Annotated in this window: 29 protein-coding genes; 8 read left to right on the forward strand and 21 right to left on the reverse strand. The window is 71.1% G+C overall.

Features of this window, described 5'->3' with window-relative positions; all coding sequences use genetic code 11:
• Positions 1 to 7 precede the first annotated feature (7 nt).
• From ACFYZB_RS04260 to ACFYZB_RS04335, 16 genes are all read right to left on the reverse strand, one after another.
• The gene (locus ACFYZB_RS04260) at positions 8 to 739 is read right to left on the reverse strand and encodes a DUF6879 family protein (protein ID WP_388754125.1); all 732 of its coding nucleotides are present in this window, start codon (positions 737 to 739) and stop codon (positions 8 to 10) included.
• Between the two features lie 140 nt (positions 740 to 879).
• Entirely contained in the window at positions 880 to 1071 is a 192-nt protein-coding gene (locus tag ACFYZB_RS04265; RefSeq protein ID WP_388754128.1) for a DUF397 domain-containing protein, read from the reverse strand.
• Positions 1047 to 1667, reverse strand: a complete 621-nt coding sequence (locus ACFYZB_RS04270) for a DUF5753 domain-containing protein (protein WP_388754131.1) — start codon at positions 1665 to 1667, stop codon at positions 1047 to 1049. The genes ACFYZB_RS04265 and ACFYZB_RS04270 overlap by 25 nt, the downstream gene beginning before the upstream one ends.
• A 160-nt stretch (positions 1668 to 1827) precedes the next feature.
• Entirely contained in the window at positions 1828 to 3990 is a 2163-nt protein-coding gene (locus tag ACFYZB_RS04275; protein WP_388754133.1) for an FtsK/SpoIIIE domain-containing protein, read from the reverse strand.
• Positions 3991 to 4075: 85 nt separating this feature from the next.
• Positions 4076 to 4261, reverse strand: a complete 186-nt coding sequence (locus ACFYZB_RS04280) for a hypothetical protein (RefSeq protein ID WP_388754136.1) — start codon at positions 4259 to 4261, stop codon at positions 4076 to 4078.
• Between the two features lies 1 nt (position 4262).
• Positions 4263 to 4472, reverse strand: coding sequence for a hypothetical protein (locus ACFYZB_RS04285; protein WP_388754139.1), 210 nt, complete (start codon positions 4470 to 4472; stop codon positions 4263 to 4265).
• 95 nt (positions 4473 to 4567) lie between these two features.
• A complete protein-coding gene (locus ACFYZB_RS04290; protein ID WP_388754141.1) occupies positions 4568 to 5002 on the reverse strand; it encodes a hypothetical protein in 435 nt (144 codons plus the stop codon).
• The gene (locus ACFYZB_RS04295) at positions 4999 to 5172 is read right to left on the reverse strand and encodes a hypothetical protein (RefSeq protein ID WP_388754144.1); all 174 of its coding nucleotides are present in this window, start codon (positions 5170 to 5172) and stop codon (positions 4999 to 5001) included. The genes ACFYZB_RS04290 and ACFYZB_RS04295 overlap by 4 nt, the downstream gene beginning before the upstream one ends.
• Positions 5169 to 6380, reverse strand: coding sequence for a hypothetical protein (locus ACFYZB_RS04300; protein ID WP_388754147.1), 1212 nt, complete (start codon positions 6378 to 6380; stop codon positions 5169 to 5171). Before ACFYZB_RS04300 ends, ACFYZB_RS04295 begins: the two co-directional genes overlap by 4 nt.
• Positions 6377 to 6631, reverse strand: a complete 255-nt coding sequence (locus ACFYZB_RS04305; protein ID WP_388754150.1) for a hypothetical protein — start codon at positions 6629 to 6631, stop codon at positions 6377 to 6379. The genes ACFYZB_RS04300 and ACFYZB_RS04305 overlap by 4 nt, the downstream gene beginning before the upstream one ends.
• On the reverse strand, positions 6628 to 6795 hold the full coding sequence (locus tag ACFYZB_RS04310) for a hypothetical protein (protein ID WP_388754152.1): 168 nt from the start codon (positions 6793 to 6795) through the stop codon (positions 6628 to 6630). The genes ACFYZB_RS04305 and ACFYZB_RS04310 overlap by 4 nt, the downstream gene beginning before the upstream one ends.
• Positions 6792 to 7010 carry a hypothetical protein gene (locus tag ACFYZB_RS04315; protein ID WP_388754155.1) on the reverse strand — a complete coding sequence of 73 codons (219 nt, stop codon included), beginning with the start codon at positions 7008 to 7010 and terminating at the stop codon, positions 6792 to 6794. The genes ACFYZB_RS04310 and ACFYZB_RS04315 overlap by 4 nt, the downstream gene beginning before the upstream one ends.
• On the reverse strand, positions 7007 to 7378 hold the full coding sequence (locus ACFYZB_RS04320; RefSeq protein ID WP_388754158.1) for a DUF6907 domain-containing protein: 372 nt from the start codon (positions 7376 to 7378) through the stop codon (positions 7007 to 7009). The genes ACFYZB_RS04315 and ACFYZB_RS04320 overlap by 4 nt, the downstream gene beginning before the upstream one ends.
• Entirely contained in the window at positions 7375 to 7800 is a 426-nt protein-coding gene (locus ACFYZB_RS04325) for a hypothetical protein (protein WP_388754160.1), read from the reverse strand. Before ACFYZB_RS04325 ends, ACFYZB_RS04320 begins: the two co-directional genes overlap by 4 nt.
• Positions 7797 to 8330 (reverse strand): hypothetical protein, encoded by a 534-nt coding sequence (locus ACFYZB_RS04330; protein ID WP_388754163.1) that lies wholly within the window; start codon positions 8328 to 8330, stop codon positions 7797 to 7799. The genes ACFYZB_RS04325 and ACFYZB_RS04330 overlap by 4 nt, the downstream gene beginning before the upstream one ends.
• Positions 8323 to 9090: a DUF6907 domain-containing protein gene (locus tag ACFYZB_RS04335; protein ID WP_388754166.1), complete on the reverse strand. Its 768-nt coding sequence runs from the start codon at positions 9088 to 9090 to the stop codon at positions 8323 to 8325. Before ACFYZB_RS04335 ends, ACFYZB_RS04330 begins: the two co-directional genes overlap by 8 nt.
• 174 nt (positions 9091 to 9264) lie before the next feature.
• On the opposite strand from ACFYZB_RS04335, the gene ACFYZB_RS04340 reads away from it, so the two are divergent.
• Together ACFYZB_RS04340 and ACFYZB_RS04345 are read left to right on the forward strand one after the other, a co-directional pair.
• Positions 9265 to 9504, forward strand: a complete 240-nt coding sequence (locus ACFYZB_RS04340) for a hypothetical protein (RefSeq protein WP_388754168.1) — start codon at positions 9265 to 9267, stop codon at positions 9502 to 9504.
• 176 nt (positions 9505 to 9680) lie between these two features.
• Positions 9681 to 10055 carry an NUDIX hydrolase gene (locus ACFYZB_RS04345; protein WP_388754171.1) on the forward strand — a complete coding sequence of 125 codons (375 nt, stop codon included), beginning with the start codon at positions 9681 to 9683 and terminating at the stop codon, positions 10053 to 10055.
• A 100-nt stretch (positions 10056 to 10155) separates the two neighbouring features.
• On the opposite strand, the gene ACFYZB_RS04350 is transcribed toward ACFYZB_RS04345, so the two are convergent.
• Complete coding sequence (locus tag ACFYZB_RS04350) at positions 10156 to 10806, reverse strand: MBL fold metallo-hydrolase (protein ID WP_388754174.1); 651 nt, start codon at positions 10804 to 10806, stop codon at positions 10156 to 10158.
• Positions 10807 to 10851: 45 nt separating this feature from the next.
• Entirely contained in the window at positions 10852 to 11538 is a 687-nt protein-coding gene (locus ACFYZB_RS04355; protein WP_388754177.1) for a maleylpyruvate isomerase family mycothiol-dependent enzyme, read from the reverse strand.
• Between the two features lie 224 nt (positions 11539 to 11762).
• Between ACFYZB_RS04355 and uvrA the strand changes: the two genes are divergently transcribed.
• Entirely contained in the window at positions 11763 to 14789 is a 3027-nt protein-coding gene (gene uvrA, locus ACFYZB_RS04360) for an excinuclease ABC subunit UvrA (RefSeq protein WP_388754180.1), read from the forward strand.
• A gap of 162 nt (positions 14790 to 14951) precedes the next feature.
• Here uvrA and ACFYZB_RS04365 read toward each other — a convergent pair whose 3' ends face one another.
• Both ACFYZB_RS04365 and ACFYZB_RS04370 read right to left on the reverse strand, forming a co-directional pair.
• Positions 14952 to 15863 (reverse strand): carbohydrate kinase, encoded by a 912-nt coding sequence (locus ACFYZB_RS04365; protein ID WP_388754183.1) that lies wholly within the window; start codon positions 15861 to 15863, stop codon positions 14952 to 14954.
• Complete coding sequence (locus ACFYZB_RS04370; protein WP_388754186.1) at positions 15860 to 17017, reverse strand: LacI family DNA-binding transcriptional regulator; 1158 nt, start codon at positions 17015 to 17017, stop codon at positions 15860 to 15862. Before ACFYZB_RS04370 ends, ACFYZB_RS04365 begins: the two co-directional genes overlap by 4 nt.
• 245 nt (positions 17018 to 17262) lie before the next feature.
• Here ACFYZB_RS04370 and ACFYZB_RS04375 point away from each other — a divergent pair, with 245 nt between their 5' ends.
• A complete protein-coding gene (locus tag ACFYZB_RS04375; RefSeq protein ID WP_388754189.1) occupies positions 17263 to 17691 on the forward strand; it encodes a Rieske (2Fe-2S) protein in 429 nt (142 codons plus the stop codon).
• Positions 17692 to 18195: 504 nt separating this feature from the next.
• On the opposite strand, the gene ACFYZB_RS04380 is transcribed toward ACFYZB_RS04375, so the two are convergent.
• Positions 18196 to 19143: a hypothetical protein gene (locus ACFYZB_RS04380; RefSeq protein ID WP_388754192.1), complete on the reverse strand. Its 948-nt coding sequence runs from the start codon at positions 19141 to 19143 to the stop codon at positions 18196 to 18198.
• A 695-nt stretch (positions 19144 to 19838) separates the two neighbouring features.
• Here ACFYZB_RS04380 and uvrC point away from each other — a divergent pair.
• The 4 genes from uvrC to whiA are packed head-to-tail and all read left to right on the forward strand — an operon-like array spanning position 19839 to position 25019.
• Complete coding sequence (uvrC, locus tag ACFYZB_RS04385; RefSeq protein WP_388754194.1) at positions 19839 to 21935, forward strand: excinuclease ABC subunit UvrC; 2097 nt, start codon at positions 19839 to 19841, stop codon at positions 21933 to 21935.
• Positions 21932 to 22951, forward strand: a complete 1020-nt coding sequence (gene rapZ / locus ACFYZB_RS04390; RefSeq protein ID WP_351217826.1) for an RNase adapter RapZ — start codon at positions 21932 to 21934, stop codon at positions 22949 to 22951. Before uvrC ends, rapZ begins: the two co-directional genes overlap by 4 nt.
• Complete coding sequence (gene yvcK, locus ACFYZB_RS04395) at positions 22948 to 24039, forward strand: uridine diphosphate-N-acetylglucosamine-binding protein YvcK (protein ID WP_388754197.1); 1092 nt, start codon at positions 22948 to 22950, stop codon at positions 24037 to 24039. The genes rapZ and yvcK overlap by 4 nt, the downstream gene beginning before the upstream one ends.
• Entirely contained in the window at positions 24030 to 25019 is a 990-nt protein-coding gene (gene whiA / locus ACFYZB_RS04400; protein WP_351217830.1) for a DNA-binding protein WhiA, read from the forward strand. Before yvcK ends, whiA begins: the two co-directional genes overlap by 10 nt.
• Positions 25020 to 25126: the final 107 nt, after the last annotated feature.

Consider the following 25126-nt stretch of genomic DNA (forward strand, 5'->3'; position numbering starts at 1 on the left):
TGGGAAGTTACCCGCTGATCTGGTCGAACGGCACGGCGTGGTGCCAAGCAGCCTCGCGAACCTGGGCGTAGCGGAGCACCTCCACGGGGTTGGTGATCAGCTCCACACCGGTCATCTCGTCGGCGTCGTTGAACTGCAGCAGGGCGACGACGCGCGCGTCGAACAGCCAGAAGTCCGCGCGCGGCAGCTGCAGCTCGTCGGCCTTGCTGCGGGGCAGGACGCGGATGGTCTCGCCGACGGCGGTGTTGCGGCGAGCGTTGTCGAGCAGGTAGCGCTGGCCCAGGGTCGGGGGCTCGTCGAGGATCCGCACCCGCTCGAACCGCTTGCCGGCCGCGGACTGCTCGCGCCTGTTGGTGCACCACGGGTCGTCCAGGTCCCAGGTCACGGGCTGGCCGGCGGCGAACTGCCGGTAGGTGTCGGTGACCTCGTCTTCGGCGTACCGGGCGCGAGTCTCGAGCCGCCAGGCCGAATGCCGGAGCGTGGTGAACATGCGGCCGAACTCGGCGAAGCTGATCGGCTGCGGCACGTGCACGGGCTCCTTCGGGCCGAAGTTCGCGAGCAGTTCGCGAGGCACGGTCACCGCGGCTTCCCCGTCGGCGAGGGCGAGCTGCGACAGCTCGGCGGGGTCGGTGACAGGATCGCCCTGCACGACGTAGGTGTCGGTGCCGGGCTCGGTGTACAGGGTCGGGCATCCGTCGTTGCCGGAGTTCGTGCCGACCTTCCACAGCCGTCGGGTCATGGCGGGGTGTCCCTTCCTCTCGTGGGTGATCTGCCCGCGCACCGTAGTGGCCGCGGGTCTCGGGGCGACAGGGCGCCTTTCACCAACGTGCAGGCGCACGAAAGAGCCCCCTGCACGGAGTACAGGGGGCCCTAGGAGCGTCAGGCGGCCGGTTGCTTCGTCCAGTCGACGAAGCTCTGCCAGGCGTCCCGGGTGAACGGCACCCGGGCCTGTTCACGGCACTTCGTGTCCCGGACGAAGACGCCCGAGGCGGGGCGCGCCCATTCAACGCAGCTGGTGCTGTCGGTGTACGTGGACGTCTTCCAGATCAGCGGGTCGTCAGCCTGTGACACAGGTTCTCCCGTGTGTGGTCGATGAACTCCACCGACTCATGTGGCGGCAGCGCCAGGCCGAGGAGCCGGTCCCACGCAGCACTGTAGGCGGCAACGTCCTCCGGACGGGTGCTGATCGTCGAGCCCGTCAACGACTCCATGAGCACGGCCCGCCGCCGGCCTGCCCGGTACGTGGTGAATGGTCCAGCGAGCCCGGGATGGGCCTCGATGCCCTGCGGCAGCACACGCACCGTAAGGGACGGCTGCAGTGCCTCGACGGCCAGCAGGTGCTCGAGCTGGTCGACGAGCGCCGCATAGCCGCCCACAGGCCGGTACAGGGCGCCCTCGTCGACGACGACGCTGATGTTGCGGGCCCCGGGCCGGCCGAGCTGGTTGATGCGATGGCGGCGCGCCTCGGCGCGTTCGTCCACCACCTCGAGCGGCAGGGAGGGAACGGTGCCGTGGATGGCGGCTGCGGCATACGCGAAGCTCTGCAGCAGACCTGGAATGACCATCGGTGCCCACACCTCTACGGCGTCGGCCTCGGCCTCGAGCGCGGTCAGGCGGGCGACGTGCTCGCCGAGCGTCTCCGCGGGGTCGAGCCAAGCTGATTTCAACGTGGGTCCTCTCTGTGGGGGCGGCGTCAGGCCCGTTTCCGGGGTCTGGCGCAGAGGGCCGAAACCCGAAACTTTGCAGGTCAGTGGCGATATCAGGGGCGAAACCGGTTTCGGGTCGGGGTGAAACCTCAACCCCTTCCCGAAACCGGCTCGAGGAGGTCTATTCGCCGTCCTCGGGGGCCGGCAGATCGGCCCAACGGAGGCCCTTGGCGCCCCCGCAGCAGTCCCGGATGGTCAGCTGCCGCGTGCTCACCTTGAAGGGCTTCAGCGCCGCGCTGAGCGCCGTCGAAGCCGCTGCAGCATCCATCTCCGTCCACGGCTTGTAGAGGTCCGCTCGGTAAGCAGCGAGGGCCTCGACGAGCCGGTGCGAATGCACGGCCTCGGTGCCGTCGGGCCAGATCGCGCGGACGTGGTCGACGACCGTCTCGACGTCCAGCTCCTCGACCTGCGCGCCGACGGACTGCCCGGACAGGGTGCCGGCCGCGGTGCGCAGGGCGAGGGCGCGCTTGGCGATGTCCTCGGCCTCGGTCTGCTTGATGAACGCGGCCCGCACGGTGATGCCTTCGCGGCCGCGGGCGAGGATGCCGGTTCCCTGCTCGTCGATGCTGATGTCCGTGGCGCGCAGGCCGCGCTCGTAGGCACTGGTGCCGAGGACGTTGTTGTTGGCCCGCCAGTCCATGACGGCCAGGCACAGGCGGGTGCCGACCGAGCTGGACACCGACGTCGGCAGCGACGGCGCGTCGGGGTTCTGGGTGAGCAGGATCAGGATGATGCCGTAGGCGCGGGCCTTCTTGATGAGCCGGGTGGCCAGGGCGGCGGCCTCGTCCTTGTAGTCGGGGTGGGTGAACAGTTCCTGTACCTCGTCGATGACGATGACGCGCGGGCCGAGGTTCTGCTCGGGGTACTTCTCGGCGAGCGCCCGGGTGACCTTGCGGCCCTCGGGTACCTCGGAGGCGGGCAGGGAGCGGATGAACGCGGCGCGGCGCTGGTACTCGGCGATCCCGGACCGCATGCCGGCTAGGGCGGCCTCGAGGTCTTCGTCCTCGTCGCCGGACACGTACCGGTGGCAGATCGGCTTTACCGAGTCGAGGTCGCCGGATCCCTTCAGTTCGTAGATCCACAGTTCGGCGGTGGGGTCGAGGGCGACGCCGAGGACGATGGCGAGCGCGCAGGACGTCTTGCCGGAGCCGGGGATGCCGCCGACCAGCAGGTTCGAGTACATGAGGGTGATCTCGATGAGGTTGCCGCGCGGGTCGAAGCCGTAGGGGAGCGGCTCGTAGACGTCGGCCTGGCCCTCCTTCATGAGAGGCCACAGCTTCCGGCCGGCCTTCGCCGGGTCGCGCTGGGCGACCCACAGCACCAGGCGGCCGGGGTGCGCGGTGCGGTCGGCCTCCGGCCACACGGTGCTGATGGGGCGGCGCATGGCGGCGGCGAGCGCGGCCCGCTTCTCCAGCACGGCCGTGGCCTCGACGCCCGGCGGGAGGTCGACCTCGGCGCGCCAGCCCGGGCCGTCCCGCATCACCTCGGAGGCGAACTCGACACCGCGGCGCCCCTTCTTGCCTTCGATACCGATGGCGGCGAGGGCGTCGAACACCTCGGTGGAGTCGAGGCGGCGCAGCACGTTGGTGGCCACGTAGCGGGTGATGAGCGGCTTGTCGCCCTTCTTGCCGTTCAGCCCGACCAGGGCCGCGCTGGCGATGGCCGCGGTGAGGGTCCAGCCGGGCACCAGGAACGCGCTGGCCAGCGTCGTGATGCCGGTGGTGGTGGCCACGGCGATGGAAGCGATGCGGCGCGGGCGGACACGGCGGGAGTGCTCACGGGACAGGGCGAGCCAGGCCTCGATATCTGCCGAGGCGGCGGCCTTGGCCTCGACCGGCCGGGCCTCCGTGTCGGCAACCCACTTGCCCCAGCGCACGATCAGGCGGCCGGCGCCGCGCGGTGCACGCAGCAGCAGACGGGCCAGGTAGACCGGCGCCCGGAAGGCGTGGAAGGCCGTGACGTGCGCGTAGTACGACAGGGTCCAGCGGGTGACGTCGACGAACTCGGCGGCGTTCCGCAGGAACGTGGGCACAACGGGCGGGGCCTCGGCGAGATAGGCCTGCTTCTCAGCGAGCCAGCTGCCGGGCTCGGCGCCCGGGTTGGGCGGGTCGACAGGCCGGGGCTCGGCGTTCTCGACGACGTCGATGATGGTCTCGGTCAGAACGTCCGGGACTTGCTCGACGGCCGCCGCCGCAGGCTCGACGGTGGTCTCGGGGGCGAACTTGAGCAGGGACACCTGCGGGTTGACGTGCCCGTTTACCCGCTCGGCGGTGGTCTCGGTCATGCTGGTGCTTCCTTCTCTCTGCGGAGGGTTGGGAGGCCCGGGGCGGCCGGCTGCTTGGTCGTGGTGCGGCCGCCCCGGGGTGGAGCTACTTCGTGCGGCCGTTGGCGCGGGCGTCCTCGCGGGCCTGCGCCTTCTCGCGGATCCGGTCGGCCTGCCGCTCCAGTGCGGTCGTGCTCTTGCCGTAGGCGCGGCGCCGCTCGATACGAAGACCCAGCGCGATGATCTGCGCCATCTCGCGGGCGTTGTACGGGTCGTGCTTGGAAACCGGCATGTCAGGCCTCCGTCTTCTCGTCGGTGGCCAGCTGGGCGGCGAGCGCGGTGTACGAGCGGGCGACGTCCGACCAGGCGCCGGAGGCGGTGGCGAACACGGACGTGCGGGTCGGGCTCTCGGTCTCGTAGGCGGCGTCCCTGGCCTTGTTGGCGAGGGCCTTGGCCTTGGCGGCGGCGTCGATGGCCTCGATGAGGGCCTGTTCGCGGGTCATGGGATTTCTCCTGTCTGGACCGGGCTGTCCGGCCCCACCGCACCCCCGCAGTCGCCTCCGGATGGGAGGCAACTGACGGAGGACAGAAGGGAAGGTCAGCGACCCCTCTTCTTGGCGGACTTGGCGGCGGGCCGGATTTTCGTGGCAGCCCATCCGGCGGCGAGGATCACGCCGACGAGGGAGACGGCGAGCATGGTCGCGTTCTGGCCGACGACGCCGATGATTCCCATCAGCGTGCCCCCGCAGATGACGGTCACCGCGCACGCGCAGCCGGTCAGGACCACGGCGACGACGAGCCAGATCAGGGCGTACATCATGAACTCGCGCTGCTGGCGGCTCATCACATCCTGCTCCGGCAGCTGCACCACGATGTTCTGCGGCGGCGGAGGCTGCCCGATCGTGAAGTGGACCGGCCGGCCGTGCTCGTCGTAGAACACGTTCGGCGGACGGTGGTGGGCGTCCATGTCGCTTGCGGGCAGGTTGGCGTACCGCCGGTAGTTCTCCGGCAGGTTGGACAGCGGCTCGGTCATCGCGCCCACCTCCGCAGCCACGGCAGGCGCAGACCAGCGGTGATACCGACGACGAACGCCACCAGGACGGGCTTGCCCAGCAGCCACACCAGCGCGGAAGCCAGCAGCGTCACGAGGGACGGGTAGACGATCAGGAGGGCGAGCAAGGCGCCCGTGAGGATCCACTTCATGACCGCTCACCACCGGTGATCTCGCGTCGCAACTCGGTCGCCTCGCGGCGGGACAAGCCGAGTTCGTCCTGCAGCTTCTGGATGGTCACCGGCCGATTCGTCGACCTGACCGCCTCACGGTTCAGCTTCCGGGCCCGACGCCGCAGCTCAGACGGGGTGATCGTCACGGTCGCGGTGACCACCTGACGAGGCTGTTCGGCGGGCAGTGCGGCGGTCACCTTGCCCGCGCTGTCGGGGGCTTCGATGTCGTCCCACCGGAACGGCGTTGCCGTGAGCTCGACGACCGGCGGCATGACCACCTCCGCCGGGTTGTCGCCGCGTTCCACAACTGTGGAAGCGGGCTGTCCGTGGAGGACGAGGGCGACCTGCACGGCGTCGACGACGACCCCATAGGAGACGAGCAGCGAGGCCAGTTCGGCGGGCGGCATGCCGGGCTGCGCATCGTGGGCGATCCGGACCGCATCCGCCGGATCCATCTCCGCGAACTTCCGCCGCAGAACATCCTGCGCCGAGTGGCTGCGAAGCTGTGCTACCGGCTGAGCAACGGAGACCGCGGGCGCTGTGCCGTACATGCTGGCGAGGGCCGCATCAGCTCCCTCACGGACGCGGACGCGCTGGACGTCGACCAGGCCGGCGCCGAGCTCGGTGTCGCCCACGCCCACGTACTTGGCCAGCCGCCAGTAGCTGCGGACGGCGCGCTTCTTCTTCCGCTTGTCCGGGTGGCCGTCGGCGACAGCGCGGTGGAAGGCGAGCTGTCGGGCGGCGTCCGCGTTGCGGCGCTGCACCTCGGCATCCACCCCGGTGCGGTACACGACGATGCTGCGCGCGATCAGGCCCAACCCTTCGGCGGCGCCGGACATCGCCATCGGCGTGATGGCGTAGACGGCGGCCTCGCGGATGCTGCTGGCGATCGTCACGCCGATGCAGCTGGCGGACGCCGGGGCAAGCCACATGCCACCACGGACCACGGCCGGCGACGGCTGTCCGAGCATGGTCCGCCCGAGCATGATCAGGGCGAGGATCAGGGTGAGGCCTTCGCCCGCGGCGACGACGCCGGCCGCGGTCGCCTGCCGGTGAAATGCCGTGACGGCGTTCGTGTACGTACCCCAGGCGCCGAAGCCGCCCACGACGGCCATGGCGACCGCGGCGGCGCCAAGCACAACGGCCTGGCCCTGGGTGAGTTCCCTACGGGGAATCGTGCTGGTCACTTCTTCCCGTCCTCTCGGAATCCGGCGTACTCGCCGGGCGGGTAGACGTAGTTGGTCAGGGCGCCCTCGGCGGCCACGGCGGCAGCGCCGAGGGTGGCGACGGCTGCAGCGGTCCCGCTGTGGCCGTGGTGCGCGGCGGCCTGGGCCAGCGTCGACGCGGCCTGGGTGGCGCGGCGGGCCGAAGCCGGCGAACCGTCGCTCGTGTTCATCGCGCCGTACAGCGCGTCGCGGGCTCGGTCACGGAGGCTCACTGCGCCTCCCCGTGTAGCTGGGCGCAGCGGTCACGCCAGTTCAGATGGGTCGGGCAGGTGCGCCGCTCGGCAAACGGCACGTTCCAGACGGCCTCAAGGTGCAGCTTCCGCAGCAGCTCGTCGGAGGCGTCCGCGGGGATACGGGGCAGGGTTGCGGTGGTCATTCGCCCAACTCCTTCGGGGCAGCGACCCGCACCACGCGGTGCGAGCTGAGGCAGATGCCCTCTCGGTCGTCCTGGTCGACTGCTGCGATCAGGGCGGCCATCAGGGCGGGGATGTAGGGGAGTTCGCGGCGGCGGCTGTGGGGCTGGTTGCCGCGGTGGAGATTGCGCAGGGCGGCGTGTTCCGTCGGGCGCGGGACCGGCCATTTCTTCTTCACGGCGTGGCCTCCCGCTTCAGGTCCTCGAGCTGGCGGGCCATATCGCGCAGGCGGTCGGCGTACACGGCCAGGCGGGCGGCCACCATGCGCAGCTCGGCGGCGTCGACCGTCGCCGGCTCGAGGCCCTCCACGTAGGCGAGCGGGTACGGCTCCCGGGCCAGCTCACCGAAGGGCGCCCAGGTGACGTGCGCCTCCAGGAAGTTGACCGTGCCGCGGGCCGCCTCCACCTCGGCCGTCACAGCGGGGCCGTTGTGGGTGATGTCCGCCCGGTAGCCCAGGGGCCAGCCCTCGTGACCGAGGCACCACGAGGGCTCCTCGACCTCGACCGGGCCGGCGTCGAGCGTGTCGACGACGATCGTCCGGCTCACCGGTCCTCACCGCCGTACCGAGCTGGGTCGCAGATCATGCAGACGTGCTCTGCGCTGCCCTCATGGCAGTTGTCGACGCACCGGCGGCACCAGGGCGTCTCTTGGTGGCGGGCGCGGCCGTCGAAGCGGGTGTCGGTGGGGTCGAACGGGGTCCGACAGCGGCCGCACCGGTTCTTCTCCCGCTCCTCGGCCTCGGCCTGCTCGGTGGCGAGCCGGCTGCGGAGCCAGTCCGCGTTCCATCCGAGGCGTGCCGGGTCCTCGTCGAGGGCTTCGCGGACCACGACGCGGGCAATGCTGGCGCGGTCCTCGATCCGCTCGGCGTACTCGGGCGTGTTGTGCGGCAGGGTGATGGCGTCGAGAACGGCGCCCAGGAGGGCGCGCAGGTCGCGGGCCTCGCTGTTCTGGTTGGGCTGGCTGCTCACTGGCCCTCACCCCGGCGGCGGTTCTCGGCGTCGCTGAGCTGGGACGGCTGAGTACGCGGAGCGTCGGTCAGCCACGGGAACGGGCGGATGCCAGCCGAGGCCTTGAAGACGCGGACGGCCGCACCGCCCGGGGCGTCCGGCAGCGGGTACACCCGGCCGCCCTCCAGCGAGGCGAGCAGGCGGGCGCCGTGGTGTTCACACCCGTCCGCGCCCGCGTTGCTCGCGTCCAGCACGGTCACGGCGACCGGGCCGACGCACGGCGACGGGTCCTCGGGGTGCGCGGCCGGGCAGCGGCGGACAGCCTGAGGCTGGTCAGCGGACTGTGCTGAGCAGGTCTGGGCGTCCGGCTCGGCGCCGAGGGCTCGCAGCAGCAGGCGGAGCGCCTCACGGATGGACATGAGGCTGTCGCTGTCGAGCAGCTGCTGACCGACGCTGATGGCGACCTCGAGGTCGGTCGGCTCGCGGAGCTGGTCCCGCCCGAGGCGGGCGGCAGCCCCGAAGGGCTGCCGCAGGTTGGTGCCCTCAGTCACGACGACCGCCGTTCCGGGCCTCGTACCAGGACAGGAGCGCCGTGCGGGTCTCGTCCTCGCGGACGTGCTGCGCCAGGCTCGGGTGAACCAGCAGCAGCATGTCGCCGGGCTCGCCGCCCAGGACCACGCTCACCTTGTCGCCGATCTCCGCGCTCTCCTGCACCGTCACGCCGAACACGCGCAGCAGGTACGCGATCGGCATCGACAGCAGGTCCGTGTGGGAGAGCGACGTCCACGGGGTGAGGTCGCCGCGGTGGTCGCGGGCGTGGTCGTCGGCCTGCGCCTCGGCGAGGCGGTCGGCGAGCTCCTCGAGGGCGCGGAGGTGACCGCGCACCCGCCGGATCTCCTCGGCCAGCTCGAGCGGGCTGGTGCAGATCCGTCCGACGCCCGTGCGGCCCTCGGGTACCAGCTCGACGTAAGGCGTCGTCTCGCCGTCCGCGTCGAACGGCCAGGCGGCGATCCGCGCCTGCAGGATGCTCTGCTCGACGCCGTCGACGCCGTAGTCGAGGCTGACAGCGTCGCCCTGGTGCAGCAGGTCGCCCGGGTTGATGCCGCGGGCCACGTCGTCCGAGTGGTCCGTCGTGCACCAGGACGGGCAGGTCGAGGTCAGCGAGCCGCCAGTCCGCAGCGGGTAGCTGATGGTGCGCGGCTCTTCGACGGTGGCCTTCGCCTGGCAGGCGCCGGCATGGGCCTGCTCGTCGGCCGTCGGCTGCAGGGGGATCGTGGGGAGGGTCTTGCTGCTGATGGCAGACTTAGCCATAGCGGTCTCCTGGTTGAGTCAGGTAGATCCGTCAGGCCCCGTCCGGAAGGTGAGAGCTCCGGGTGGGGCCGTCGTCGTTTTCGGCGACGTGAACCACCGTAGGGAACACCATGTTCCCTGTCAACGCCTTAGACATCTAGGCAAACGGATGGCCTCTGAGTAACGTCATGTTCCATGGAGACGACGACTGCCACACTGTGCGCCATGGACAAGCGATCACTGACGCAGCTTGCACACAGGTTCAGAGAAGCTGAGACGCGGGCTGAGATCCTGCGGCAGGAGCTGGCGGCAGCGATCAGGCAGGCGGACGCGGACGGCGTCGCACAGAAGGACATCTGCGAGGCGACCGGATACACCCGCCAGCAGGTCCGCCGGATCGTGCTCGCGGGGGGCTCGGATGCGCCGGAAGCCTAGAGAGGAGGGTGCAACCGCGCTGTACCAGCTGCGCGACGCCGGCCGGGCGCTGCTGTACGTCGGGATCTCGCACCGTCCTGCAGCGCGGTGGCGCGAGCACATCGCCCGCATCCGCAAGGAACGGGACGGTCGGGAAGCTGGCGGGAGTGGCGACGACTGACGACCCCCAGGTGTCTATGGCCGTGGTCGTCGACTCCGACCGCGTCCTGATGATCCGCCGACGGGTCCAAGAGGGCCGCCTGTCGTGGGCCTTCCCCGGTGGCAAGATCGAGCCGGGCGAGACGGCCGAGGCCGCCGCGGTGCGGGAAGTCCTTGAGGAGACGGGCCTTACCGTCGCGCTGGCCACCGTCCTCGGGCAGCGCGTTCATCCCGACACGGGCCGACTGATCGCTTACGTCGCCTGCGCGGCCGTGTCCGGCGAGGCCCACGTCGCCGCCCCCGAGGAGGTCGCAGAGATTGCCTGGGCGACCCTTGACGACATACCCCGGCTTGTGCCGCACGGCCTGTTCAAACCGGTGCAGGACTACCTCGACGGCGTCTTGGACGACTGACGCCGGCTCCTGCTGAATCGATGGCGTATAAGGACGAAGCCCCCACGCAGTTGGGGGCTTCTTTGTGATCGCATGGGCGTCAGAGGGCGCCCTGGGCGGTCTACCAACCGCGCGCCCACCACTCCGCGATGTGGGGCCGTTCAGCCCCGAGGGTGGTGTCATTGCCGTGTCCCGGGTAGATCCACGCCTCGTCTGGCAGGGTGAAGACCTTCTGTTCGAGGCCGGTCATGAGGCTGCGGAAGTCCTCGGGTTGTGTTGTCCGGCCAGGGCCTCCCGGGAAGAGGCAGTCGCCGGTGAAGACGTGTGGATGGCCGTGCGGGTCGTCGTAGACCAGTGCGATCGAACCCGGGGTGTGCCCGACGAGGTGCCGCGCGGTGAGCTCCACCTGCCCCACCCTGATGACGTCGCCGTCGTCGACGAGGACATCGGTGGGCACGGGGATGCCGGGGGCGTCCTCGCGGCCGGCGTACGTGCGCGCGCCCGTGGCCGCGACGACCTCGGCGAGCGCCTGCCAGTGGTCGCCGTGCTGATGTGTGGTGACCACGGACGCGATGCCGTCGTCACCGATCATGCCGAGAAGTGCCTGCGCCTCGTTGGCGGCGTCGATCAGGAGCTGCTCGTCGGTGGCCCGGCAACGCAGCAGGTAGGCGTTGTTGTCCATCGGGCCGACCGCGATCTTCGTGATCATCAGGTCTTTCAGCTCGTGCACATCCGCCGGTCCGCCGACCCTGACCTCTCCGGTGTACGTCATGGTGATCAGCCTATAGCGGGGGAGGGCCCGCGGACCGTCCGCGACCTACAGCGGAGGCAGCTTCGGCAGCGCGCCGTCCGTGGTCAGGCCGGAGCCGTCACGCCGCCCTGCCAACCAGCCGAGCAGGTCGGCGGCCGTGCCCCGCACCGTGACCGCTCCGCCCTCCGCGCCGCCGCCCGTGGTCCGGATCCGGCCATTGCTCGCGACCAGCCCGGTCGAGGGCACCTCCTTGTGTCCGGCGAAGCGTTCCGCGAGGAAGTCGATCTCCCGGTCCGTGAACTCGGCCGGAAGATCCTCCAGCTCGTACCCGATGCCGAGATCCACGTGGTGCAGCTCGACCTCGACCCACCGCCGGAACGGCACCCGGGATGCGGAGTCGGTGACCCCGTTGCGCAGCTCCACCGTGCGCGACCAGTCCGCCGGGGCGTCCCCCGTCGCCTGGAAGCGTGCCGCGCTCTCGCGCAGGTCGGCGAGCTGGGCGTCGAGGGTGCGTGGGGCGTCACGCTCGATGTCGGCGTCCCGTACCTCGGCGCTCGCGTACATGGGCCGGCCTTCGAGGACGTTCACGAGCGCGTCCGCGTTGCGGGCGAGGTGGGCGAGGACGTGCCCGCGGGTCCAGCCCGGAAGCCGTGACGGCTCGGCGAGCGACGCGTTGTCCAGTTCGGCGACCGCGCTGAGGAGCCGTTCGGTCGCGGCACGTACACATGCCAGGTCATGAGCGTGATCAATCATGGGCCTGACATTAGTCCCGCCACACCTTCGGGTGAAGGTGGTGAACCTCGTCCGCAAATCGAAAGCACGTGCTATATCGTCGAGAGCGGCGTCGGGCATGCTGGATGGCCGGGGGTTGTTATGCAACCGGAGAATCCGACCGGCGTTGTCAGTGGCTCCCCCTAGTCTGAAGAAGCACGGGGGCCCCGCCCCTGTCACTTCTCTCAAGAAAGGTGCGGACCGGCGTGGCCGACCGTCTCATCGTCCGTGGCGCGCGCGAGCACAACCTGAAGAATGTCTCGCTCGACCTGCCGCGTGACTCGCTCATCGTCTTCACGGGCCTGTCCGGGTCGGGCAAGTCCTCCCTGGCCTTCGACACGATCTTCGCGGAGGGCCAGCGGCGCTACGTGGAGTCGCTCTCCTCGTACGCCCGGCAGTTCCTCGGTCAGATGGACAAGCCGGACGTCGACTTCATCGAGGGCCTGTCCCCGGCCGTCTCCATCGACCAGAAGTCGACCTCGCGCAACCCGCGCTCGACGGTCGGCACCATCACCGAGGTCTACGACTATCTGCGGCTGCTCTTCGCGCGCATCGGCAAGCCGCACTGCCCCGAGTGCGGCCGCCCCATCTCGCGCCAGTCGCCGCAGGCCATCGTCGACAAGGTCCTGGAGCTGCCGGAGGGGAGCCGCTTCCAGGTGCTCTCGCCGCTCGTGCGCGAGCGCAAGGGCGAGTTCGTCGACCTCTTCGCCGACCTTCAGACCAAGGGCTACTCCCGCGCGCGTGTGGACGGACAGACCATCCAGCTGTCCGACCCGCCGACGCTGAAGAAGCAGGAGAAGCACACCATCGAGGTGGTCGTCGACCGCCTCACGGTGAAGGAGTCCGCCAAGCGCCGCCTCACCGACTCCGTGGAGACCGCCCTCGGCCTGTCCGGCGGCATGGTCGTGCTCGACTTCGTCGACCTCCCCGACGACGACCCCGAGCGCGAGCGCATGTACTCCGAGCACCTGTACTGCCCGTACGACGACCTGTCCTTCGAGGAGCTGGAACCCCGCTCCTTCTCCTTCAACTCGCCCTTCGGCGCCTGCCCCGACTGCACCGGCATCGGCACGCGCATGGAGGTCGACCCCGAGCTGATCGTCCCGGACGAGGAAAAGTCCCTGGACGAGGGCGCCATCCACCCCTGGTCGCACGGGCACACCAAGGACTACTTCGGCCGCCTGATCGGCGCGCTCGCCGACGCGCTCGGCTTCCGCACCGACATCCCGTTCGCGGGCCTGCCGCAGCGCGCGAAGAAGGCCCTGCTCTACGGCCACAAGACCCAGATCGAGGTCCGGTACCGCAACCGGTACGGCCGCGAGCGCGTGTACACCACGCCCTTCGAGGGCGCGGTGCCGTTCGTCAAGCGCCGGCACAGCGAGGCCGAAAGCGATGCCAGCCGCGAGCGCTTCGAGGGCTACATGCGCGAGGTGCCCTGCCCCTCCTGCGAGGGCACGCGCCTGAAGCCGATCGTCCTCGCGGTCACGATCATGGAGAAGTCGATCGCCGAGGTCTCCGCGATGTCGATCAGCGACTGCGCGGACTTCCTGGGGCGGCTGACGCTGAGCGCCCGTGACAAGAAGATCGCCGAGCGCGTGCTGAAGGAGGTCAACGAGCGACTGCGCTTCCTGGTCGACGTCGGCCTGGACTACCTCTCGCTGAACCGCGCGGCCGGCACGCTCTCCGGTGGTGAGGCCCAGCGCATCCGTCTGGCCACCCAGATCGGCTCCGGCCTGGTCGGCGTCCTGTACGTCCTGGACGAGCCGTCCATCGGTCTGCACCAGCGGGACAACCACCGGCTCATCGAGACCCTGGTCCGGCTGCGCGACATGGGCAACACGCTCATCGTCGTGGAGCACGACGAGGACACCATCAAGGTCGCCGACTGGGTCGTGGACATCGGCCCCGGCGCAGGCGAGCACGGTGGCAAGGTCGTGCACAGCGGCTCGCTGAAGGAACTGCTCGCCAACACCGAGTCGCAGACCGGCGCGTACCTCTCGGGCCGCAAGGCGATCCCGGTGCCGGACATCCGGCGGCCGCACGACCCGTCCCGGCAGCTCACCGTGCACGGCGCCCGTGAGAACAACCTGCAGGACATCGACGTGTCCTTCCCGCTGGGCGTGTTCACGGCCGTCACCGGCGTCTCCGGATCGGGCAAGTCGACACTGGTCAACGACATCCTGTACACGCACCTGGCGCGCGAGCTGAACGGCGCGAGGAACGTCCCCGGACGGCACACGCGCGTGGACGGCGACGACCTGGTCGACAAGGTCGTGCACGTCGACCAGTCGCCGATCGGCCGCACCCCGCGGTCCAACCCGGCGACGTACACCGGCGTCTTCGACCACATCCGCAAGCTGTTCGCCGAGACCACCGAGGCGAAGGTCCGCGGCTACCTGCCCGGTCGCTTCTCCTTCAACGTCAAGGGCGGCCGCTGCGAGAACTGCGCGGGCGACGGCACCATCAAGATCGAGATGAACTTCCTCCCGGACGTCTACGTCCCGTGCGAGGTCTGCCACGGTGCCCGGTACAACCGGGAGACCCTGGAGGTCCACTACAAGGGCAAGTCCATCGCCGACGTGCTGAACATGCCGATCGAGGAGGCCACCGACTTCTTCGAGGCCGTCCCGGCCATCTCCCGGCACCTGAGGACGCTGAAGGACGTCGGCCTCGGCTACGTCCGTCTCGGCCAGTCCGCCACCACCCTCTCCGGCGGTGAGGCCCAGCGTGTGAAGCTGGCCAGCGAGCTGCAGAAGCGATCCACCGGGCGCACGGTCTACGTCCTGGACGAGCCCACCACCGGTCTGCACTTCGAGGACATCAGCAAGCTTCTGAAGGTCCTCGGCGGCCTGGTCGACAAGGGCAACACGGTCATCGTCATCGAGCACAACCTCGACGTGATCAAGACCGCCGACTGGATCGTCGACATGGGCCCGGAGGGCGGTGCCGGCGGTGGTCTCGTGGTCGCCGAGGGCACGCCCGAGGAGGTCGCCGGGGTTCCGGCCAGCCACACCGGCAAGTTCCTGCGGGAGATCCTCGGCGCCGATCGCATCAGCGACGCGGAACCGGTGAAGGTGCCGCGGGCCGGTACGGCCAAGAGGACGGCCGCCGCCAAGACGGCGGCGAAGAAGACGGTGACGGCCAAGGCCAACAACACGGCGACCAAGAAGGCCGATGCGGCCACGAAGAAGGTGGCGACCGCGAAGAAGACGACGCGGGCACGCAAGGCCTGACACACCACCAGAAAAGTGGCGCCCCGCGGGAACTTCCCGCGGGGCGCCACTCGTTCCACCATCAGCCACCCCGGCTCCGAGGTCCGAAGGGCCCCCGCACCACGGGTCCGGCCGCACCTTGACAACAGCAGAGAGGGAAACGGCGGAGAGACAAGGGGACGCTCACAGATCACCGAGTTCCATCGCGAACGGCGGCTCGGCCCCCGCCCGCGAGCAGGTGATCGCAGCCGCGCGTGCCGCGAAGCGCAGCAGCCGCGTCCAGCCCCCTGTCCCGAGGGCGGCGAGCGCTTCCTCCGACAGCGCGTCCAGGGCGGAAAGCCCGTGCAGCAAGGCCGCGTTCACCGTGTCACCGGCGCCGATGGTGTCCACCACGGCGACCTTCTCACCCGGCACGAAGTGCTCCGCACCGTCCCGGGTGAACGCGGTCAGACCGTCCCCGCCCCGGGTCACCACGACGGCCGCCGGTCCAGCGGCCAGCCACTCCCGCGGGGTGCCGCCCAGCCACTCGGCGTCCTCCGCGGACAGCTTCAGCAGCGTCACCGAGGGCAGCCAGCTCTTGAAACGCGCCCGGTAGGCATCCGCGTCCGGGATCAGCCCCGCCCGGATGTTGGGGTCGAGTGCCGTGAACAGCCCCTGTCCGGCAGCCGTGCGCATCAGCTCCTCATAGGCGCTCGCCCCCGGCTCCAGGACGAGCGAGCAGGTACCGAAGGACAGCGCGCGCGTGCCGGCGGGCAGCGCGGCGGGCGCGGTGAACAGACGGTCGGCGGTGCCGTCCACATAGAAGGAATAGGCGGCAGAGCCGCTGCCGTCGATCGTGGCCACCGCCAGCGTCGTCGGCTCCGCTCCGCGCTGCACACCCGACACGTCCACCCCTGCCCTCCGCAGCCCGTCCAGCAGGGCCTCGCCGAAGGCGTCGCGTGACGTCCGGGAGCAGAACGCGGTGCGGGAACCGAGCCGGCCAAGGGCCACGGCGGTGTTGTACGGGCCGCCGCCGAGCGCCGGCTTCAGGCCCGCAAGGGCGCCGGAGCCCTGCGGTACCAGGTCGATCAGTGCCTCACCGGCGACGACGATCACGAGGCGGTTCCCTTCTCCGACGGCGTGGATGACGCGGTGTGCCCGGGATTCTCGGGCCTGCCCGGCTCCTCCGGGCACCCGCAGGACGTGCGATGGACGAACGCGCACGGCAGCCGCACTGTCCGGGGCGGCCGGCGCGGCTCGGCGAGACGGTCCAGGAGCACCTGGACGGCCAGCGTGCCCAACTCCCTGCTGGGCTGTGCGATGGCGGTGAGCCGGGGGGAGAACAGATCGGCCCAGGCGAAGTCGTCGAAGCAGCACAGGGCGATGCCGTCCGGGACGGACAGGCCGCGCCGGCGTAGCGCGCGCAGGGCGCCGATGGTCATGGCGTTGTTGGCGGTGACGAGTGCCGTGGGTGGTTCGGGGAGGGCGAGCAGGGTGGCCGTGGCCTGCTCGGCACCCGAGGACTCGGAGTTGCCGGACACGAGGAGCCGTTCGTCGAAGTCCAGCCCGGCGGCGCTGAGGCCGTCCCGGTAGCCGGAGACGCGCTCACCGGTGGTGCTGAGCCCGGGCAGGCCCGCGACCAGGCCGATCCTGTGATGGCCCCGCCCGGCGAGATGGGTGACCAGACGGGCGGTCGGCTCGGCGCTGTCGGCGCAGACCTGGTCGTACCAGGGCGCGTCCTCGCCGGAGGCTGTGCCGGCTCCAGTACCTACCGCAAGGCCCTCCACCGCGCCCGCATCGACCCCCGGCCCAGGAACGCCCGCATCGATCACCCGGTCCAGGAACACGGTCGGCACGGAGTGTCGGCGGAGATAGCCGACCAGTTCGTCAGGACGCGCGGAGGGAGCGACGATCATGCCGTCCACCCGGCGTTCATGGAGGAGCTGCACGACCTTGCGCTCGTGTCCGGGGTCGTCGTGGGGGTCCGCGATGAGCAGGCTGTAGCCCGCATCCAGGGCGGCGGCCTCGACGCCCTGGAGGATCTCCGTGAAGTACGGGTTGCTGATCGCCGACACCGCCAGCCCGATGGAGCGGGTTCGGGAGGTCACCAGGGACCGCGCCAGGGTGTTCGGGGTGTAGCCGAGGACGTCGATCGCGTCGAGCACGGCCTGGCGGGTGTGGGGCAGCACCGGGCGGGTGCCGTTCACTACGTGGGAGACGGTCGCCACGGAAACTCCCGCGCTCCGCGCGACGTCCGCCATCGTGGGCATCGTGTCTCCTTCCTGACCGGCCGAGCGCAGTTCGTCCGGCCGGAACCGTATCCCATCGACCGCTCCGCGTAAACGCTTGCGCAAGCGTTTACGAGCCCTTCCCTGCGCAGCCCTCGCCTGGCGCGCTCTTGCGCCGCAACACCGCTCCAGGCACCGTTTCCCGCAGGTCACCTCCCCCGCGCCGAGGCCGGCCCGCGTGCCCGGGTATCGTCGCTCTGCACACCCCTTGAGCAGTGGAGTCCCAGATGCCCGCCCGACCGTCCGCGAGCCGTCGTACCGTCCTCCGAGGGGCCGCCGTGGCCCCCGTCGCCGGGCTCGGCCTGGCCGCGTGCTCGGTTCCGGGTCAGAGCGGCTCGGTCACGGCCGCCCCGACCGCGCCGGTGGACCTCGGCGCCGAGAACGAGGTCGCGAAGGGCGGCGCCAAGCTCTACCGGGACCACAACGTGGTCGTCAGCCGCGACGGGAACGGCGCGCTGAAGGCCTACAGCACGATCTGCACGCACGCGGGGTGCCCCATCAACAAGCTCCAGGGGACGACCCTGGTCTGCCCCTGCCGCGGCAGCCAGTTCGACGCCGTGACCGGCAAGGTGGTCCAGTCACCGGCGACCGAGCCCCTGACCGAGCTGCCCGTGAAGACCACGAACGGCAGGATCATCGCCGGCCCGGCCGCCTGACCGGGGCGTACGGCAGCACAACACCGCAGGCGCAGTCGCGTGCGCCGTCATGCCCCGGTGCGGCCGTGCTGCCACGCCGCTGCACCGGACGCCGCGTTACTGCCAGTGCCGTCGGCGCTGTCCCCAGCCCCCGTCCCCCGTCCCCCGTCCCGCAGCCCCTGGCCAGTCGCTTCGCAGCCGCCCCAGCTTCCGGCCGCCCGTCTCCGCCTCCGTCCGGCCTCTGGCGGTCGTCCCGCGCCGCTCACACTTCCCGCTCTGTCACCCGTGCCGCTGCGCCACCACGCCCTACCGCCCACCTGCCGCGCCGTACCCCACGCCCAGCCGCCTCACCGCTCCACGCCCCGGGTCCCACTCGCCGCCACGGCGCCCCACGCCAGGATGCCCGTACCCCGCGCACCCGCACCCGCCCTTCTGCGAGCTCGGGTCCACCGCTCGAGAGCGGCCTGTCCGAAACGCCGAAACGTCTCAACAGGCCTACGTCCGAGGCGACTTCACTCGGCGACTTCAATCCCAATCCCACGCGATGCCGACTATGCCGGGTCGGATCCGTGGTTCGACCACATGGACGCAGTGGTGGGGGCCGGTGAGCGGCAGTTCGTGGCGGGCGTTGCGGGGGGCCGCCGTCGAGTGCTGGGTGAAGCGATGACAGCGGGCCGGCAGGGCGGCCTCGTCGAACCGCACCTGGAGGGCGTACTGCCCGCCGGGGAAGCCGAAGCGGTGGAGGTACTCGCGGCAGGGCCCGGCCGTGCCGTCCTCGATGCCGTACCGGAACAGGAAGGTGTCGCCGGCGTGCAGCCGGATGTCGAAGAGCAGCTCCGCGGCGAGCACGCCGGTGTCCTGGTCCCAGCGGACGCGTCCGGTGCGGCAGTTCTCCAGCGCTCGCACTCTCATGTCGTGCGGGCGGCAGCCGGGGTCGCCATGGTGCACGGCGACGAAACGGTCGACGCCGTCGCGGTGGGCGCGCACGATGTGGTGGGCCTCGCGGCCGGCCAGCTCGCGCCGGGCGCCGATGCGGACGCATTCGTGGTGGCCCAGGGTGTGCAGCCCGCCGTCGAGGGACCAGCCGAGCTCGGCCCGGAGCCGGTCCAGGACGTCCGAGGCCTGGAGCAGGGAGCGGTAGGAGCGCCCCGCCGGCCGCCCGCCCGCCGTGCGCCCGTCGGCCTCGGCGAGCAGCCGGATCAGTGACTCGTCCGGCAGCTGGAGGATCTCCTCCAGCGCCCGTACGGCCCGTAGCGACTCCGGGCGCTGGGGGCGGCGGGCACCCTGCTGCCAGTAACTGAGGCTGGTGACCCCGACCTTGACCCCGTGCCGGGACAGATGGTGCTGGACGCGCTGGAGCGGCAGCCCGCGTGCGGCGATCGCGGCGCGCAGCGCCACGTGGAAGGGGCCGCCCCGCAGGGCCGTGTCCAGTTCCGCGGTGGGGAGGTGCGCGTGCTCTGTGGCATGCCGCATGCCGGGGCGCCTTTCTATGAGGTGTCGCTACGGCTGGTCAGGCCGCCTGCGCTGGTGTGCGGGGCCACCCCCGTGGGCGCGGTGGACGCCCCTGGCTGCGCACGCCGCGCCTGTTCGAGCGCGTGCACGGCCCCGAGTTCCCCCGCATTGAAGCGTGTTGACCAGACCCCGACAACACCTCGAACCCGCCACGGCCGCCCCTGGCCGGGCCGCGGCTCCGGGCCGGGGCCCCGGGCCTCGAGGGTCACGCCCGCCCGAGCCGGCCGATGGGAAGATCGACTCACGACGGAGACCTGGACCTTCGACGGCGATCGCACGGCGGTGACAGGTGATCGCACGGCCGTTACGGCGGAGGAGGCGGTCACCGTGCTGCGGCGGTGGAACGCCGAGAGCCGGCCCGAAAACCGAGGGCCGGCTCGAAACCTGGCTGACCGGCTCCGCAGGGCGCCTGCTGTCCGTGGTGTGCGACAGCGAACACCCGCACGCGGGGTTTCCGGCCGGCGAACGGGCAGTGCGAGACGCCCGACGAGGCCACCCTGCCGCTCGACGAGGCGTTCCGGACCCTCCGGCACGTGATCGACAGGGGCCTGCCGCTCGGCGGACACGGGATGGGCTGTGGACAGGTGAACGGCACGGGCATGGGCGTCGTCCACAGGCCCGACGCGGTGTCGGTGCTCGCCAGTAGGGTGTGAGACATGGCCGATCCCTCCAGCTACCGCCCCAGGCCGGGTGAGATCCCGGACTCCCCCGGGGTGTACAGGTTCCGTGACGAGCACCGCCGGGTGATCTACGTCGGAAAGGCGAAAAGCCTGCGCCAGCGCCTGGCGAACTACTTCCAGGACCTGGCGAACCTGCACCCGCGCACCCGGACGATGGTGACCACCGCCGCGTCCGTGGAGTGGACCGTGGTGTCCACAGAGGTGGAGGCCCTCCAGCTGGAGTACTCCTGGATCAAGGAGTACGACCCCCGGTTCAACGTCAAGTACCGCGACGACAAGAGCTACCCGTACCTCGCGGTGACGATGAACGAGGAGTTCCCGCGCGTGCAGGTGATGCGCGGTCACAAGAAGAAGGGCGTCCGGTACTTCGGGCCGTACGGGCACGCGTGGGCCATCCGGGACACCGTCGACCTGCTGCTGCGCGTGTTCCCGGTGCGCACCTGCTCGGCCGGCGTGTTCAAGAACGCCGCCCGCACCGGCCGGCCGTGCCTGCTCGGGTACATCGGCAAGTGCTCCGCCCCCTGCGTCGGCCGGATCGGCCCCGAGGACCACCGGGAGCTGGCCGATGAGTTCTGCGACTTCATGGCCGGCCGCACCGGCACCTACCTCCGCCGTCTGGAGAAGCAGATGATGGAGGCGGCCGAGGAGATGGAGTACGAGCGGGCGGCGCGGCTGCGCGACGACATCGAGGCCCTGCGGAAGGCCATGGAGAAGAACGCCGTCGTGCTCGCCGACGCGACGGACGCCGACCTCATCGCCGTCGCCGAGGACGAGCTGGAGGCGGCCGTCCAGATCTTCCATGTGCGCGGCGGCCGGGTGCGCGGCCAGCGCGGCTGGGTGACCGACAAGGTCGAGGAGATCACCACCGGCGCCCTGGTCGAGCACGCCCTGCAGCAGCTCTACGGCGAGGAGACCGGGGACGCCGTCCCCAAGGAGGTCCTGGTCCCGGCGCTGCCCGAGCCCGTCGAACCGGTCCAGGAGTGGCTGACCGGCCGCCGCGGGGCGAACGTCTCGCTGCGTATCCCGCAGCGCGGCGACAAGAAGGCGCTCATGGAGACCGTGCAGCGCAACGCCCAGCAGGCCCTCGCGCTGCACAAGACCAAGCGCGCCTCCGACCTGACCACGCGCTCGCGTGCCCTGGAGGAGATCGCCGAGGCCCTCGACCTGGACAGCGCCCCGCTGCGCATCGAGTGCTACGACATCTCGCATCTCCAGGGCGACGACGTGGTCGCCTCCATGGTGGTCTTCGAGGACGGCCTGCAGCGCAAGAGCGAGTACCGCCGCTTCCAGATCAAGGGTTTCGCGGGCCAGGACGACGTCCGCTCCATGCACGAGGTGATCACCCGCCGCTTCAGGCGGTACCTCGCCGAGAAGGAGAGGACGGGGGAGTGGGCGGACGGCCCCGGCACCGAGGACGCCCTCACTGACGTCGACGGCCCACTCACCGGCACGGACGAGATCACCAACTCCCTCAAGGACGACGACGGCCGTCCGAAGAAGTTCGCCTATCCGCCCCAGCTCGTCGTGGTCGACGGCGGGCAGCCCCAGGTCGCCGCGGCCCGGCGCGCCCTGGACGAGCTGGGCATCGACGACATCGCCGTCTGCGGCCTCGCCAAGCGCCTGGAGGAGGTCTGGCTGCCCGGCGACGACGACCCGGTGGTCCTGCCCCGCAGCAGCGAGGGCCTCTATCTGCTCCAGCGCGTCCGTGACGAGGCCCACCGGTTCGCGATCACCTACCAGCGCACCAAGCGCGCCAAGCGCTTCCGGGCCGGCCCCCTGGACGACGTTCCCGGCCTCGGCGAGACCCGCAAACAGGCGCTCGTCAAGCATTTCGGCTCGGTGAAGAAGCTGCGGTCCGCCACAATCGAGGAGATCCAGGAGGTGCCCGGGATAGGCCGGAAGACGGCCGAGACCATCGCCGCGGCCCTCGCCCAGGCGGCTCCGGCCGCACCCGCCGTGAACACGGCGACTGGAGAGATCATTGATGACGGGGAACCCGATACGACGGCGGGTTCCCCGGGGGAGCCCGTAACCGCGGGCCTCCCGGACGAACGACGGGGGCAGGAGAGATGACCGAGCACGACGAGCAGCCCACAGAAGAGCGAGATCGGGCCCACAGGGAAGCGGGGCAGGATCAGCCACACCCCGCGGCCGGCGAGCAGCCCGCGGCCCAGGAAAACGGAGCACAGGTGAGCACGGACGGTACGCCGGCCGCAGGCCCGGAGGCGGCCATCCCCGAGCTGGTGATCATCTCCGGCATGTCCGGAGCCGGACGGTCGACCGCGGCGAAGTGTCTGGAGGACCTCGGCTGGTTCGTCGTGGACAACCTCCCGCCCGCCCTCATCCCCACCATGGTGGAGCTGGGCGCCCGCTCACAGGGCAACGTGGCACGGATCGCCGTGGTCGTGGACGTACGCGGCCGGCGCTTCTTCGACAATCTGCGCGAATCCCTCGCCGACCTCGACACCCGGGGCGTCACCCGGCGGATCGTCTTCCTGGAGTCCTCCGACGAGGCCCTGGTGCGCCGCTTCGAGTCGGTGCGCCGCCCGCACCCGCTGCAGGGCGACGGCCGCATCGTGGACGGCATCGCCGCCGAACGCGAGCTGCTGCGCGAGCTGCGCGGCGACGCCGACCTGGTGATCGACACCTCCAGCCTGAACGTGCACGAGCTGCGCGCCAAGATGGACGCCCAGTTCGCCGGCGAGGAGGAGCCCGAGCTGCGGGCCACCGTGATGTCCTTCGGCTTCAAGTACGGCCTCCCGGTCGACGCCGACCTGGTCGCGGACATGCGGTTCCTGCCCAACCCGCACTGGGTCCCGGAGCTGCGCCCCTTCACCGGTCTCAACGAGGAGGTCGCCGCCTACGTCTTCAACCAGCCGGGCGCGAAGGACTTCCTCGACCGTTACGCGGAACTGCTGCGCCTGATCGCGGCGGGCTACCGGCGCGAGGGCAAGCGGTATGTGACCATCGCCATCGGCTGTACCGGCGGCAAGCACCGCTCGGTCGCAATGTCGGAGAAGCTCGCCGCGCGTCTCGCGGCCGAGGGTGTGGAGACGGTGGTCGTACACCGGGACATGGGACGGGAATGACGGAACGTACACGGCGGCTCGGCAGGCTGCGCCGGATGGTGCCGGAGGGGCGCTCCAGCCGTGCCACGGCCGAGGGGGCGGCCCGCCCTGCCGAGGCCCGCGGCGGCCGGCCCCGCCGCCGGGGCACCCAGCCGAAGGTGGTCGCGCTCGGCGGCGGCATGGGCCTGTCCGCCTCGCTGGCCGCGCTGCGCCGGATCACCGGCGATCTCACCGCCGTCGTCACCGTGGCCGACGACGGCGGCTCCAGCGGCCGGCTGCGTGACGAGCTGGGTGTGCTGCCGCCCGGCGACCTGCGCAAGGCGCTGGCCGCGCTGTGCGGGGACGACGAGTGGGGCCAGACCTGGGCCCGGGTCATCCAGCACCGCTTCCAGTCCCAGGGTGATCTGCACGAGCACGCGGTCGGCAATCTGCTGATCGTCGCCCTGTGGGAGCAGCTCGGCGACCATGTGCAGGCCCTGGACCTGGTCGGCAAGCTGCTCGGCGCGCACGGCCGGGTGCTGCCCATGTCCGCCGTACCGCTGGAGCTGCAGGCCCTGGTCAAGGGGCACGACCCGGAGCGCCCGGACGAGGTGGACACCGTGCGCGGGCAGGCGAATGTCGCCCTCACGACCGGCGAGGTCCAGTCGGTGCACCTGGTGCCGCACGACCCGCCGGCCGTGCCCGAGGCCGTCGCGGCGGTCCTGGACGCCGACTGGGTGGTGCTCGGCCCCGGCTCCTGGTTCTCCTCGGTGATCCCGCACCTGCTCGTCCCCGAGCTGCTGGACGCCCTCACCGAGACCAAGGCACGCAAGGTGCTGTCGTTGAACCTCGCCCCGCAGCCGGGAGAAACCGAGGGCTTCTCCCCGCAGCGTCATTTGGAGGTTTTGGGCCGACACGCCCCTAAACTCGCCCTGGACGTGGTGCTGGCCGACGAGGCCGCCGTGCCCGATCGCGACTCGCTCACCGAGGCCGCCAAACGGCTGGGAGCCGCGATCGAGCTGGCGCCGGTGGCCCGGACCGACGGAACACCCCGGCACGACCCGGAGCTGTTGGCCGCCGCGTACGACCGTATTTTTCGGATGCATGGAAGGATCGGCCCATGGCGATGACGGCAGCGGTGAAGGACGAGATCTCCCGGCTCCCCGTCACCCGGACCTGCTGCAGGAAGGCGGAGGTCTCCGCCATTCTGCGGTTCGCCGGCGGCCTTCACCTGGTGAGCGGGCGCATCGTGATCGAGGCGGAGCTGGACACCGCGATGGCGGCCCGCCGTCTCAAGCGGGACATCCTGGAGATCTTCGGCCACAGCTCCGAGCTGATCGTGATGGCGCCCGGCGGGTTGCGCCGCGGCTCGCGCTATGTCGTACGGGTCGTTGCGGGCGGTGACCAGCTGGCCCGCCAGACGGGGCTCGTGGACGGCCGGGGCCGCCCGATCCGCGGCCTGCCCCCGCAGGTGGTCTCCGGGGCCACCTGTGACGCGGAGGCGGCCTGGCGCGGGGCGTTCCTGGCGCACGGCTCGCTGACCGAGCCCGGTCGTTCCTCCTCCCTGGAGGTGACCTGCCCGGGCCCGGAGGCCGCGCTCGCGCTGGTCGGCGCCGCCCGCCGGCTGTCGATCGCCGCGAAGGCCCGTGAGGTGCGGGGCGTGGACCGGGTGGTGGTACGCGACGGCGACGCGATCGGCGCGCTGCTGACCCGGCTCGGCGCGCACGAGTCGGTGCTGGCCTGGGAGGAGCGCCGGATGCGCCGCGAGGTGCGGGCCACGGCCAACCGGCTCGCCAACTTCGACGACGCCAACCTGCGCCGCTCGGCACGGGCCGCCGTGGCCGCCGGTGCGCGGGTGCAGCGGGCGCTGGAGATCCTGGGCGACGAGGTCCCCGAGCACCTCGCTGCCGCCGGACGCCTGCGCATGGAGCACAAGCAGGCCTCGCTGGAGGAACTGGGCGCACTCGCCGACCCGCCGCTGACGAAGGACGCGGTCGCGGGCCGCATCCGCCGTCTGCTGGCCATGGCCGACAAGCGCGCCGCCGACCTGGGCATCCCGGGCACGGAGGCGAACCTCAGCGAGGAGCTGGCGGACAATCTGGTCGGCTGATCCGACGGGACCAACAGGCCGGTGCCGAGGGCCAGTTGAGGTCCGGGCACCGGCCTTCGCGTACCCGGCGAACGGTCATGTGCGTGGCCGTTAGGCACTCTTGACTC

Origin of the sequence: Streptomyces sp. NPDC001852 (assembly GCF_042891825.1) — a bacterium.
In the GTDB taxonomy this organism is placed as follows: domain Bacteria; phylum Actinomycetota; class Actinomycetes; order Streptomycetales; family Streptomycetaceae; genus Streptomyces.

What these genes read in the sequence shown, in the direction of transcription:
- ACFYZB_RS04260 (WP_388754125.1), bottom strand. Translation starts at nt 739, where the DNA reads ATGACCCGACGGCTGTGGAAGGTCGGCACGAACTCCGGCAACGACGGA.
- ACFYZB_RS04275 (WP_388754133.1), bottom strand. Translation starts at nt 3,990, where the DNA reads ATGACCGAGACCACCGCCGAGCGGGTAAACGGGCACGTCAACCCGCAG.
- ACFYZB_RS04280 (WP_388754136.1), bottom strand. Translation starts at nt 4,261, where the DNA reads ATGCCGGTTTCCAAGCACGACCCGTACAACGCCCGCGAGATGGCGCAG.
- ACFYZB_RS04285 (WP_388754139.1), bottom strand. Translation starts at nt 4,472, where the DNA reads ATGACCCGCGAACAGGCCCTCATCGAGGCCATCGACGCCGCCGCCAAG.
- ACFYZB_RS04290 (WP_388754141.1), bottom strand. Translation starts at nt 5,002, where the DNA reads ATGACCGAGCCGCTGTCCAACCTGCCGGAGAACTACCGGCGGTACGCC.
- ACFYZB_RS04295 (WP_388754144.1), bottom strand. Translation starts at nt 5,172, where the DNA reads ATGAAGTGGATCCTCACGGGCGCCTTGCTCGCCCTCCTGATCGTCTAC.
- ACFYZB_RS04310 (WP_388754152.1), bottom strand. Translation starts at nt 6,795, where the DNA reads ATGACCACCGCAACCCTGCCCCGTATCCCCGCGGACGCCTCCGACGAG.
- ACFYZB_RS04335 (WP_388754166.1), bottom strand. Translation starts at nt 9,090, where the DNA reads ATGGCTAAGTCTGCCATCAGCAGCAAGACCCTCCCCACGATCCCCCTG.
- ACFYZB_RS04340 (WP_388754168.1), top strand. Translation starts at nt 9,265, where the DNA reads ATGGAGACGACGACTGCCACACTGTGCGCCATGGACAAGCGATCACTG.
- ACFYZB_RS04345 (WP_388754171.1), top strand. Translation starts at nt 9,681, where the DNA reads ATGGCCGTGGTCGTCGACTCCGACCGCGTCCTGATGATCCGCCGACGG.
- ACFYZB_RS04350 (WP_388754174.1), bottom strand. Translation starts at nt 10,806, where the DNA reads ATGACGTACACCGGAGAGGTCAGGGTCGGCGGACCGGCGGATGTGCAC.
- ACFYZB_RS04355 (WP_388754177.1), bottom strand. Translation starts at nt 11,538, where the DNA reads ATGATTGATCACGCTCATGACCTGGCATGTGTACGTGCCGCGACCGAA.
- ACFYZB_RS04370 (WP_388754186.1), bottom strand. Translation starts at nt 17,017, where the DNA reads ATGCCCACGATGGCGGACGTCGCGCGGAGCGCGGGAGTTTCCGTGGCG.
- ACFYZB_RS04375 (WP_388754189.1), top strand. Translation starts at nt 17,263, where the DNA reads ATGCCCGCCCGACCGTCCGCGAGCCGTCGTACCGTCCTCCGAGGGGCC.
- ACFYZB_RS04380 (WP_388754192.1), bottom strand. Translation starts at nt 19,143, where the DNA reads ATGCGGCATGCCACAGAGCACGCGCACCTCCCCACCGCGGAACTGGAC.
- uvrC (WP_388754194.1), top strand. Translation starts at nt 19,839, where the DNA reads ATGGCCGATCCCTCCAGCTACCGCCCCAGGCCGGGTGAGATCCCGGAC.
- rapZ (WP_351217826.1), top strand. Translation starts at nt 21,932, where the DNA reads ATGACCGAGCACGACGAGCAGCCCACAGAAGAGCGAGATCGGGCCCAC.
- yvcK (WP_388754197.1), top strand. Translation starts at nt 22,948, where the DNA reads ATGACGGAACGTACACGGCGGCTCGGCAGGCTGCGCCGGATGGTGCCG.
- whiA (WP_351217830.1), top strand. Translation starts at nt 24,030, where the DNA reads ATGGCGATGACGGCAGCGGTGAAGGACGAGATCTCCCGGCTCCCCGTC.